At 46.0% G+C, this 11,482-nt stretch carries 10 protein-coding genes and 1 pseudogene; 1 reads left to right on the forward strand and 10 read right to left on the reverse strand.

Annotated elements, in window-relative coordinates; genetic code table 11:
- The 10 genes and pseudogenes from RMO52_RS12290 to RMO52_RS12335 all read right to left on the reverse strand — a co-directional run.
- Window positions 1–337, reverse strand: a pseudogene (locus RMO52_RS12290) (DedA family protein); the annotation flags it as partial.
- Window positions 338–403: 66 nt separating this feature from the next.
- On the reverse strand, window positions 404–829 hold the full coding sequence (locus RMO52_RS12295) for a fasciclin domain-containing protein (protein WP_310414508.1): 426 nt from the start codon (window positions 827–829) through the stop codon (window positions 404–406).
- A gap of 172 nt (window positions 830–1,001) precedes the next feature.
- Window positions 1,002–1,499: a GNAT family N-acetyltransferase gene (locus RMO52_RS12300; RefSeq protein WP_309743953.1), complete on the reverse strand. Its 498-nt coding sequence runs from the start codon at window positions 1,497–1,499 to the stop codon at window positions 1,002–1,004.
- 89 nt (window positions 1,500–1,588) lie between these two features.
- On the reverse strand, window positions 1,589–2,887 hold the full coding sequence (locus tag RMO52_RS12305) for a CO2 hydration protein (RefSeq protein WP_310414511.1): 1,299 nt from the start codon (window positions 2,885–2,887) through the stop codon (window positions 1,589–1,591).
- 139 nt (window positions 2,888–3,026) lie between these two features.
- Window positions 3,027–4,598 (reverse strand): NADH-quinone oxidoreductase subunit M, encoded by a 1,572-nt coding sequence (locus tag RMO52_RS12310; RefSeq protein WP_310414514.1) that lies wholly within the window; start codon window positions 4,596–4,598, stop codon window positions 3,027–3,029.
- Between the two features lie 69 nt (window positions 4,599–4,667).
- Window positions 4,668–6,500, reverse strand: a complete 1,833-nt coding sequence (locus RMO52_RS12315; protein WP_310414517.1) for an NAD(P)H-quinone oxidoreductase subunit F — start codon at window positions 6,498–6,500, stop codon at window positions 4,668–4,670.
- A 213-nt stretch (window positions 6,501–6,713) separates the two neighbouring features.
- Window positions 6,714–7,676 (reverse strand): quinolinate synthase NadA, encoded by a 963-nt coding sequence (gene nadA, locus RMO52_RS12320; protein ID WP_310414520.1) that lies wholly within the window; start codon window positions 7,674–7,676, stop codon window positions 6,714–6,716.
- A 125-nt stretch (window positions 7,677–7,801) separates the two neighbouring features.
- On the reverse strand, window positions 7,802–8,167 hold the full coding sequence (locus RMO52_RS12325) for a clan AA aspartic protease (protein WP_310414523.1): 366 nt from the start codon (window positions 8,165–8,167) through the stop codon (window positions 7,802–7,804).
- The gene (locus RMO52_RS12330; RefSeq protein WP_309743967.1) at window positions 8,167–8,439 is read right to left on the reverse strand and encodes a hypothetical protein; all 273 of its coding nucleotides are present in this window, start codon (window positions 8,437–8,439) and stop codon (window positions 8,167–8,169) included. Before RMO52_RS12330 ends, RMO52_RS12325 begins: the two co-directional genes overlap by 1 nt.
- Before the next feature lie 167 nt (window positions 8,440–8,606).
- The gene (locus RMO52_RS12335) at window positions 8,607–9,923 is read right to left on the reverse strand and encodes a dihydroorotase (RefSeq protein WP_310414527.1); all 1,317 of its coding nucleotides are present in this window, start codon (window positions 9,921–9,923) and stop codon (window positions 8,607–8,609) included.
- A 293-nt stretch (window positions 9,924–10,216) separates the two neighbouring features.
- Here RMO52_RS12335 and lepB point away from each other — a divergent pair, with 293 nt between their 5' ends.
- Complete coding sequence (gene lepB / locus RMO52_RS12340; protein ID WP_309743963.1) at window positions 10,217–10,930, forward strand: signal peptidase I; 714 nt, start codon at window positions 10,217–10,219, stop codon at window positions 10,928–10,930.
- Window positions 10,931–11,482 lie beyond the last annotated feature (552 nt).

Raw genomic sequence — 11,482 nt, forward strand, 5'->3', positions numbered from 1 at the left:
CCGCTTTCGAGCCATGCTTATTAAACCAATCATTGACTCGATCGATATCTGTAGCCGTGACTCTAATCCACTTACCATATCGCTCCGTCCAAGTCTGTAGCCTTTGATAATTTACCAGCCTACCCAGATAATACCAGGCATAAGTACCAGCCATCGTACCAACAGTACCAGCAAAAACGGCTACCCCAAAATTCATTTTACCTTGAGCCACCGTAAACCCAGCTAACGGCATAATCAGCTCGGACGGAATTGGCGGAAATAGATTTTCCAAAAACATGAGGATGCCAATTCCCCAGTAGCCTAAACTACTCATCAAACCGATAACCCATTCCGCCATAATCAGAAATTAGCTCGCAGATATTGACAATAACTCGTTGGCATCGCCTACCAAAGGTAATCGAACTCATCCCATCAGGATCACTCGATCGATAACATGAATAATACCATTGTCCGCCTCGATATCTGCGGCAATTACCGTAGCATTTTTGACCTCAAAAGCATGACTACAATCGTTGGCGGAGCCTTTCCCTTGGAAAATCGGAATTGGCGAACCTTCCAGCGATTCTACCTTACTGAGCTTTGCTAAGTCAGCTTGCGTAAACTTACCTGCTACCACATGAAATTTGAGGATGCGGGCTAACTGGGGTGGATTTTGGACTAAGGTTTGGACTGTGCCTGGAGGTAAGGCTGCAAAGGCAGCATCGACTGGGGCAAATACGGTAAATGGCCCAGGAGATTGTAATGCTTCGACTAATCCAGCCGCTTGAACGGCGGCGACGAGGGTTTTGAAGTTATCGTTACTAACCGCAATTTCTACGATATTTGGCATCTTATTATTATTAAAACTCTAATTTTGTAGGGTGGGCACTGCCCACTTTTTTAACTAAATGCTATGTATTGAATGTTTGTTTTTTATCGACTATTGCGATCGCTAAATCTGTTGGTGGGCAGTGCCCACCCTACGAGAAGTAACCATTGTAATATTATAAAATTTAGATACATTACAATTTCTTTTCCCAGAATAGTGCTTTACCCATTTGGGGGTTTAGCTCATAGCCGTTAAATCCAAACGATCGATATGCTTTTTGAGCGAGATAGTTATGTTCTAAAACTTCTAGTGTCAGTTTACAGCATCCTAGCTCGATCGCAATTTGTTCCGCTAGTTGTAGCATCAACTTAGATAGCCCTCTACCTCGATAAGGTAGCGAAACGATCGCATCATGAATATTCAGCAATGGTTGGCAAGCAAAAGTGGAAAATCCTTCCAAACAAACAACTAGTCCGGCTGGTTCTCGCTCTACAAAAGCGAGGATAATACGAGCAGTCTTGCGTCTAGCTAATTCAGCAATTAGATGTGTTTTAGCATAGTCCGATAATCCACTACCGCCACCCATCGGATCGCGAGCATATTCATCCATTAATGTTATGACTGCCCGCGCATGTGCGGCGATAGTTAAATCTGCTTCAATAATCTCGATCGAGGATGTGTCTAACGTCATGATTTATCGGCTAGCTTCTAACACATTTTAGCTTGATTCAAGTGGCTCGACTAACCTATGTTAATTAAGAAAACATTCAATCTTCAAAATTATCTATATTCTTGATTCTGAATATCACTCAATCGAGCTTCAGGGCGCTTAAAGCGATCGATCTGAGCCTCAAAGAACTGACGATTTTTCTCTAGATGTTGAGGATTAGGATCGTCTAAAGGATAGAGTAACGCACCGCGTAACGCTTGAATTACTGCTGACGTAACACAGTACATCGATCGCTGAAAACTCGCACCTAATTGAATTAACATATCATCTTTACCCCGACAATGTTGCTCGTAGTAATCGAGTAAATATTGAGGCAAGAAATGATACATATCATCCATCAATAACGTCGGTGGAATCCCGGCAGCACCGACGGGATTTACATCGGCGTATAAAATGCCGTAATGAAAATCATTTTGCTCTGCTGGTACTTGCTCGGCTTGAGCGTTATATGATTTGGTGCCGCGAAATGGAGCAGTCCGGTAAAATACTGCTTCGACATAAGGTAAAGCCGCCTCATACAGCCAGGTAAAACCGCAAGATTTAGGGATGATTTCAAACATTTCCCCATCGATATAAACATGATGATAAATCGGTCGCCCTGCAACAGCAAAAATCCCATTTACCAGGAAATCCATCGCTTCTGGGACAGAGGTAATTTTACCCTCATCATAAAGATCGCTCATCTCAAAAAATACGGGAGCCATCACTTCCCAAAACAGTCCTAAGTTGGAATAGTAGGAAAGCACGCGTACCTGCTCGATGAACATGTCGGGGAAAAGTTTGTAAGCGGCAAGCATAGCCGGATTGCCCTTGAAATATGCTTTAATAGCTCGATCGGCGTTTTGCTTGTATTCGTCAGTATCTAGATAAGGATCGAACCTGCCACCCATGCCCCGATGCCAGTACATCGCCTGCATACAGGCTTCCGCAAACTCCATATTAATCCGATCGTGTAGTAAGTGATGGAAAAGTTTGGGCATTTTGGTACTGCGCCCTTTTTCCATAAACTCTAGCAGTTCGGGATGTGCTGAAGCTGCGCCTTTTTGCCAGATGCGTAAGTCGGCGGTGTCACCTGCATAGTGATTGGGTAAGTCGAGATATTCCTGCGGGAGGAAGTATTTAAAGGCAGGTAGCGGGTTGATGAAGACACGCTCGGCAATGTACAGCAAGTCGCGCCAGTAGAAGTCCATCGGGACGGCGTAGGCTTTGTACAAGCCGATGATTTGCATCAGGTTTTCGGGTGTGTCGGGTAGCATCGCGCCACCTGCTTCGAGGCGATGGATAACGTCGGCAAATTGATGGGTGGATGGTGGTAGTTTGGTGGGTGCAGGAGCTGTGGTTGTAGTCATGGGGATTTTGGATTAGTGTGGAATATTAATAATATGTAGGGGCGGGTTTATGCTGTTGATGTCTTTTGTACTAGAGATTTCATGCAAACCCGCCCTACCCACTGTCATCTGTCGTGTTTGTTAGATTCGCTGCGGAGATCTACCCACCCCGCCCTACAGGCACCCCTGTCTTGAAAAGGTGCTTTACTTGGGGAAACCCCAAGACCGCACTTTTCGCTCCAGGGAGGGGATTTTTCACTTCTAGTTTGGCGATTTGAGTAGTTGCTGATGGGAGCGTTGCCACGAACTCATCGGTGGTAACTTGAGTATGGGAAATCAAGATATTCGGTCGAACGCCCAGTAGGATAATGAGTGCAGCCAGGACTATTGCTGGTACCCGCTCGTAGCTGGCGACTTTGGGCAAATAGATGAGGTCTTGTGTTAACTTGCCAAAGAGGGCGCGATTGATAATGATGATGAAGTAGACAGAAGTTAAACCCGTACTCGCCAGACAAATGAGCGTACCGATGGGGAAGGCGGCATAACTACCTTGGAAGGAGAGGAATTCACCGATGAAACCTGCCATCCCCGGAATACCCGCACTCGCCATCATGGTGAGAATCAACATTGCCCCGACAAAGGGTAAGCCGCGCTGGGGATTGAGCAATCCGTGAAGCTGGTTTAATTCACGGGTGCCTGTTTTGGCTTCAATGATGCCAACTAGGTTAAATAATAGGGCGAGAATTAAGCCGTGTGCCACCATTTGATAGACTGCGCCTAACAGGCTCAACGGAGTCCCCGCAGCGGTAGCCAGCAATACATAGCTCAAATGCGCGACGGAACTATAGGCGATCGTTTTCTTGATATCGGTTTGGGCGATCGCGATCGTACTGCCGTATACTGCGGTAAAGACGGCGATGAGTGCCAACCAGGGAGCGACAATCGCCCACGCATCGGGGAATAAACCCAAACCAAAGCGGATTAAGCCATAGGTGCCTAATTTGGAGACAATGCCACCCAACAACATCGACACGGGTGTCGAGGCTTCGACGTAGGCATCTGGGAGCCAAGTATGAAACGGCACCAACGGCATCTTGATCCCAAAACCGAGCAGGATAATACTGAGAAATAGGAGTTGGAGATTGGCTGGTAAATGCGTTGCTGCCAATGACTCATAGTTAAAGTCACCAGTTTTGGCAAACCATGCCCAGCTCAAGAAACCTGCAAGTAAGATGATTCCCGAGAGAGCTTGATAAATCAGAAACTTAGTTGCTGCATAGCCACGCTTTTCACCGCCCCAAATCGCAATTAATAGATAGAGGGGAATCAATTCTAGCTCGTAGAATAAGAAGAACAGCAACAAGTTTTGCGCGAGAAAAGCGCCCGTAATTGCAGTACTGACCAGCAAGAGGAGTGCATGAAACAGTCGCGGTCTTTCGATATCTTTAGCAGTCGCCTGAACCGACAGCACTACCAACAAACTATTTAAGATGATTAATGGTAAAGACAAGCCATCAATACCCAATTGATAATCTAATCCTAGTGGCTCGACCCACACGATATGCTCGACAAATTGTAAGCCAACATCTTGGTAATTGAACATTGTCGCGATCGCGATCGCAAGCATTAAAGTCACTCCAGCAGTAATTAGTGCGATCGAGCGACTAAATCTTGGTAATATTCCAATCCAAATTGCCCCCAACAGCGGCAACCAAATAATAGCACTCAACATAATTAAGATCGATCCTCTATTTGAAAAATATAGATTCTAAATTGCTAATTGATAATTACTAACTATTGACTAAACTAGCAGACCCATCATCAGACCGAGAATAATAATTCCCGCAAATGCGAATAAAATATAAAACTGAGACTGACCGGAAGTACTATATTTTAGCGTCTGTCCACTGAATAAAGTTCCTAGCCCGATGACATTAACTAAGCCATCGACAACATAGCGATCGAACCAATTAATTGCCCGCGCACTGACTGCTACCAACCAGACGATCGTCAACTGATAAAAACGTTGAATATAAAAGTCATAGGTAAAGAAGTTTTGCAGTGCTGGCAACGGTAAGCGAATTGGTTTTTGTACCGTATTCGTACCATAAATCACACCACTAATTGTTATCCCCGAAATACTCGACCAAACCAGTAATGGTGCAAACATCTGGTCTAATTTACCCCAGCTTGGCAATAGATCTAGATTGTAAAAAATACTTGGTAAGTGACAGATGAAAACAGCAGAGCTAACGACAGGTATACTAATCAACCAAAACGGTTCGACCGAGCGTTCGCTCATTGGCTGTACCCAACCCAAAAAGATTCTACAAAATAGTCTAGTCAAACTAAATGCAGTCAAAGTATTGACAATCAAAATCACCCCAACGAGCCAAGGTTGCTCGATCCACAAACTAGTAACTAATTGTAAAAACCCCCAAAATCCGCCGAGCGGCGGTACGGCAATAAAGGAAATAATTGCCACCAACATCGACATCGCCGTAAACGGACGCCGCGACCACAAACCACCCAACTGTGTCAAATCTTGGGTAATATTCGTCCAAATGACCGCACCCACACTCATATACAACAATGCCATCCCGAAAGATTCATTGAACAGAATAAATCGCGCCGAGTCCAAATTTTGAGTACCAACAGCGATAAATACTAGCCCGATATAAGCACTTAAAACATATGAAAGTACGCGCTTGACATCAACCTGCGCGATCGAAATCAACGCACAACAGACCGCCGTAGCAACGCCCAGAATCACGAGAATACTCAACAAAAGTGGTGAGAGCGAAATTACAGGTGCCAATTTAATCAGTACGAATGCCCCCGCACCAACTACCACCGCATTTCGTAACACTGTCGCTGGTAGTGGTGCCTCCATCGCTTCATCCAGCCAGAGCTGAAAGGGGATCTGAGCGCACTTGCCCAACGGCCCCGCACTCAAAGACAAACCGAGTAACAGCGCCACTGTCGGGTCTAATTGCGCCGTCTGCGCCCAAATTTCCAACTCGCTAAAATTCCACGTCCCCGCGATCGGGTAAATTGCAATTACGCCCATCAACAGGATAATATCACCCACCCGTTTCGTCCAAAAGGCATCCCGCGCACCTGTAATTACCAAAGGTTGCGCGTACCAAAAACCGACTAACAAGTAAGTAGCTAGTGTCAGTAATTCGAGAAAGACATAACTAAAAAATAGCGAATTGGTTAATACCAATCCACAAATCCCCGCCCCAAAACAATTCATCAGCGAAAAGAACCGTCCCCAGCTCCAATCCATCTCCAGATAACCAACTGCATAAATCTGAGATACCAGACTAATCGTCGTTACCACCGCCGTAGCAGTCAGTGTAATCGTCGAAATCTCGATCGGAAAATTGATATCTAGGGTGCTGCTGTGCAGCCAGCTATAGCTAATTTGGTGCGGCGCTAGCTCCCAGCCTGTGGCTACGGCTAACAGCGCATGAATCATTGCTACCCCCGCCATGAGGATATTCACATAACCAGCAGGTCTAGTGCCGAGTTGCCCCGACCAGCCAAGCGACCAGGGGAGTGCCAAAATTGCCCCAATTAGTGGGTAGCAAGGAATCAACCAGATATTCTGAAGAATTATCGAGTCCATAGATTTAAATCTATCGTTTAATATAAGAGATTAGTTATTGCTCTATGTAAAAGATTAATCGAAAATTCATCGAAAAGATAGGCAAATCATAGAGTTTTATCAAATGTTCGCTCTAACTTTTGCTTATCTTATCTATAATGTATAGTCGATTGTCTATTATTAGTTTATGGCTAAATCTATCTTTTATTTCCCTGGATATCCTCGATCGTCCATCTAGCTCATTTCTAGCATCCGTTGCATCGGACGCAAAGCTGCCAAGCGGACATCTTCAGACATCGTAATTTCTGGCGATCGAGTCTTCATTGCCAGATATAATTTTTCTAATGTATTCAAGCGCATATGCGGACATTCATTACACGCACAATTATTAATTGGTGGCGCAGGGATAAACTCTTTGTGAGGTTGAGCTTTTTGCATTTGATGAATGATTCCCGGTTCAGTGGCGATAATAAATTGCGTACTGGAACTCTGTGCCGTATATTTTAATAACGCACTCGTCGAACCGATAAAATTAGCGTGTTGTAATACCGACTCTTCGCATTCTGGGTGAGCGATAATTTCGGCTTCGGGATGATTTATCTTAAGTTGTACCAACTTCTTCTCCGAAAAAGTTTCGTGTACGATACAACTGCCTTGCCATAATACCAGTTCTCGCTCGGCTTGCTGCATCACATACCGTCCCAGATTGCGATCGGGTGCAAAAATAATTCCCTGCTCTGTGGGAATCTGTTTGACAATTTTGACAGCATTAGAACTCGTACAGATAATATCACTCAAAGCTTTAATTTCTGCCGTACAGTTAATGTAAGAAATCACAATATGGTCGGGATATTTTGCCTTAAATGCCGCAAATTCATCGGGCGGACAACTATCTGCCAGCGAACATCCCGCCGCTAAATCTGGTAATAATACCAGCTTATTTGGATTTAAAATCTTGGCAGTTTCCGCCATAAAATGTACGCCAGCAAACACGATAACATCAGCATCGGTACTAGCAGCTCGGCGCGATAATTCCAGCGAGTCGCCAATAAAGTCCGCCACGTCCTGAATTTCTGAATCCTGGTAATAGTGCGCCAGAATTACCGCATTGAGAGATTTTTTTAATTCTTGGATTGCCGCTACAACATCCACAGGGATGGAATCTGGATTGGCAGTTGGACGTGCAGTGACAAACATTTTGGGGTTAATTTATGGGTATTTTGGTCGCTCTACCTCAATTATAGTAGATTTTACCAAAATGCCAAGTGTTTCATTAGCTAGTTGCGAACTTAAGCTGTAATGAGATTCCTCATCACTCGATATCATAACTTCTCTAGCTCGATCGCGCCATTTTCGGTAAACTCTACTAGCAAGCGGCATTGACTTAACAAACCCGTACCCAATAGAGGCTTACCTCCCATTGCCAACACTGGTACTATTACTTCTTCACCATGCCAGTCGATTGTCGCAATATGTGTGGGAGTTAAAGATTGAGAGCCATCAGCTAGAATAGTTGCCGTTGTGGAAAATAATGGTAAGTTCATTGCTCCAACTGCCCCAACTGGCAATGTCAAATAGCCATTAAATCCAGTATCGACAACGAATTCTACATCAAAAATCATTTCCTGAGATAGCAAAAACCTTACAGGTAACACAATTTTTTTGTCAACAAACTTACCTCTAATCATCAGTTTAATTTTCCGTCAAAACCACCGAAGCCCACAGCAGCACTGTAGCCAATTCTCAAAGTAAAAAGTCTGGCAGTAGGTCTTTTAGCTTTTAGCATCATCATTCCTTCTACTCCTGTGAGATCGATGAAATACTCACCAGTTTCTACGTCGATTGTCAGCATCTTTCCGATATTATCAGTGGTTTCTACTTGTTGCTGAATTTCATTGGCATATATTTCTCCAGCCTTAGCTGCGACCTCTTCTACAGACCAAAAAATTGCATCTACCATAAAATTTCCTGCTTTATTCAATCCTCAAACAATTCTACTATTTTCGATCTATATACTAAGTCAATATACTAGGTAGGTAGTGCAATTTGTTGTCAGATAGACTATGCCTGAAACCTAGTTGGTGGGCAGTGCCCACCCTACAAGACATCTTATATTCTACAGATGTTTTAGATAAAGCTCAAAGCTTTGCCTTTGATGTCCGATCGAATCTCGCCTTTTTCATACACCACATTCCCATTGACAATCGTGTAAACTGGATAGCCAGTGAGATTCCAACCTTCAAAGGGACTCCAGCCGCATTTTGTTTGGAGATCTTTGCGCTCGACGGGGTGATAGTTTTCGAGATCTACCAATACTAAATCCGCGTCATAACCGATCGCGATCGCGCCTTTATTGGGGATATGATAAGCTTTAGCGACTGCTGTAGACATCCAGTTCGAGACTTGCTCGATCGTACATTTGCCAGCAACTGCTTGGGTGAGCATCACTGGGAGTGCCGTCTCGACTCCAGGCATTCCCGATGGGATATTGGGGTACCCTTTGGCTTTTTCTTCGAGCGTATGCGGTGCGTGATCGGTGGCGATAAAATCGATCGTCCCATCTAATAATCCCGCCCACAGAACATCATTATCGTGATGGCTCCGGAGGGGCGGATTCATCTGGGCGAGGGTACCGATGGCGGCATAGGCATCGGTATTGAGCATCAGATGTTGGGGGGTGACTTCGGCTGTTACCCAGGCGGGTTTGTGCTGGCGGAGATATTCTACTTCGATGGCGGTAGAGAGGTGGAGGATGTGCAAGCGGCGCTGATATTTCTCGGATAATTGTAGTGCGAGTTTGGTAGCATTTAGGGCGGCAATATCGTCTTGAATCTGCGAATGGACGGCAGGATCGGTACTTCCGGCAAACTCTTGTTTGCGCTGGTTGATGCGGGCTTGATCTTCAGCGTGGACGGCTATTAAGCGATCTCCCTGGGCAAAAATCGGTTCTAAGGCAGCAGCAGTATCGACGAGCAGATCGCCATGTGCCGAACCCATGAACACCTTGATGCCGCAGGTAGGGGTGGCTGTGCGAATGTCTGGGAGGTTGGCAGGAGTTGCCCCGATAAAGAAACCGTAATTGACGATGCTCTTGCGGGCGGCGCGATCGAGTTTATCATCGAGTGCGGCTTGAGTGATGGTCAGCGGTTTGGTATTGGGCATCTCCAGAAAGGATGTCACCCCACCCTTGGCGCAGGCATAACTGGCAGTCGTCAGATCTTCTTTGTGCTCCAGTCCTGGCTCCCGAAAGTGGACTTGTGGATCGATGATACCGGGCAACAAAACTAAGCCAGTTGCGTCAATTTCTTGAGCTGCATCGGTAGCCGAAATACTTGCGGCAATCTCGACAATCCGCTCGTTGCGTACCAAAACATCACCAGCTAACCATGTGCCATCGGCCAACAGGATCTGAGCCTGACGGATTAGCAAAGAATTTACGTTCATACTCGATCGGCAAAAATAAAGGGCATAATGGTCTATGGATAAAACAAGTATATTAAAGATCGAGGCGGCAATTTTCGTTTGATGCTGATATGTTACCGGACGACATTAGCCAGCATTGATGCTTTGGTAGTGTCTTCATCAACTGTCTAGATCGGATTTTACAGGACGATCGCCAAGGTTTTTCGCAAATCGATCGAGTCGCCCGATCGCGGTCGATATCGTCATCACAACTGGATGAGAATATCTCTCGACTTACATCTACTCACTCATTGACTTCCCCTTGAAGCGTTTTTATGGATTACGAACGGCCCCAACCAGAAGACTCTACTACTGAAGCTGAAACTGCCTCCGAACATCAACCTAAATACGCGGCGGATGGTGTCAACTCGATCCCCTCAACCAAAAAAGATGCAAATCCTTGGGTAGAAACCCTCACGACAATCGGCATGAGTATCTTCCTGGCATTGGGGATTCGGACTTTTGTGGCCGAGGCGCGCTACATTCCCTCTGGCTCGATGTTACCCACATTGCAGATCGACGATCGCTTAATTATCGATAAGATTTCTTACCGATTTGCCGATCCCGTCCGAGGTGATATTGTCGTATTCGATCCTACCGCTCAATTAGCCAAAGAAAAATATAAGGACGCCTTTATCAAGCGGGTGATCGGTTTACCTGGCGATCGAGTGACGGTCAAAGGTGGTAAGGTCTACATCAACGATAAACTTCTCACCGAACGCTATCTAGACGAACCACCAGCGACAGATTGGAGCACCACAGACCGCTATACCACCGATAATGAAGGTCAACATCGCCGCCTGCCTTGGCCTGCTGACGGTCGAGTCCCCAAGGGTCAATATCTAGTGCTCGGCGACAACCGCAATAATAGTTATGATAGTCACTACTGGGGCTTTGTCCCCAAGGACAAAATCATTGGTAAGGCGTCTGTCCGGTTTTGGCCGATTAACCGGGCGGGTGGGATCGATCCTCAACCTGATTATCGCTAGCTTACTCCCTTCTTAGTGACAAATTAGACATCTAGTGTGGATAGTGGGTCGTGGATCGTGAATAGTGGATCGTGAATAGTGGATCGTGAATTGCAAATGTCGGCGTTGCTGAATTGGGGTATAAAGCATAGACCTTGCCCTGCTTGGTGAAACGCACGCTGAGGAAGCCTCTGCGCGATTTCATCCGCTCACCCCCAGCCCCTCTGTCTTGACGCACACAAACGGGAGGGAACCTCCCGTTCGAAGCGCCGCTGTCTTGACCCAAACGCACGCTGAGGGAACCTCAGCGCGATTTGGGTCGCTCCCACGCTTGGGAGCGATTCGCGCACGCCTCTGGTCCCCGACGGTTGAGCGGCGTTTTTATGTCTAGGGTTCCCCCCGAATAAAAAACGACAAGACAGCGAATCAGCGACGCGCTCATCACGGAGGTTCCCTCCAGGTCGAGCGCGTCAAGACAAGACAGAGGGGAGCCAGAAGCCCAGGCGAGGGCGGGACTGAAGGGCAAATCATACCTGGATTCAGCAACGCCCAAATGTCTATTTCTTGGGTGGG

The organism is Chamaesiphon sp. OTE_8_metabat_110 (assembly GCF_031382685.1).
Classification (GTDB): Bacteria; Cyanobacteriota; Cyanobacteriia; order Cyanobacteriales; family Chamaesiphonaceae; genus Chamaesiphon.

Excerpts from the sequence above, each read along its gene's own strand:
- RMO52_RS12330 (WP_309743967.1), bottom strand. The coding sequence starts at position 8,439 with ATGGTAGATGCAATTTTTTGGTCTGTAGAAGAGGTCGCAGCTAAGGCT.
- RMO52_RS12310 (WP_310414514.1), bottom strand. The coding sequence starts at position 4,598 with ATGTTGAGTGCTATTATTTGGTTGCCGCTGTTGGGGGCAATTTGGATT.
- RMO52_RS12325 (WP_310414523.1), bottom strand. The coding sequence starts at position 8,167 with ATGATTAGAGGTAAGTTTGTTGACAAAAAAATTGTGTTACCTGTAAGG.
- RMO52_RS12335 (WP_310414527.1), bottom strand. The coding sequence starts at position 9,923 with ATGAACGTAAATTCTTTGCTAATCCGTCAGGCTCAGATCCTGTTGGCC.
- lepB (WP_309743963.1), top strand. The coding sequence starts at position 10,217 with ATGGATTACGAACGGCCCCAACCAGAAGACTCTACTACTGAAGCTGAA.
- RMO52_RS12315 (WP_310414517.1), bottom strand. The coding sequence starts at position 6,500 with ATGGACTCGATAATTCTTCAGAATATCTGGTTGATTCCTTGCTACCCA.
- nadA (WP_310414520.1), bottom strand. The coding sequence starts at position 7,676 with ATGTTTGTCACTGCACGTCCAACTGCCAATCCAGATTCCATCCCTGTG.
- RMO52_RS12300 (WP_309743953.1), bottom strand. The coding sequence starts at position 1,499 with ATGACGTTAGACACATCCTCGATCGAGATTATTGAAGCAGATTTAACT.
- RMO52_RS12305 (WP_310414511.1), bottom strand. The coding sequence starts at position 2,887 with ATGACTACAACCACAGCTCCTGCACCCACCAAACTACCACCATCCACC.
- RMO52_RS12295 (WP_310414508.1), bottom strand. The coding sequence starts at position 829 with ATGCCAAATATCGTAGAAATTGCGGTTAGTAACGATAACTTCAAAACC.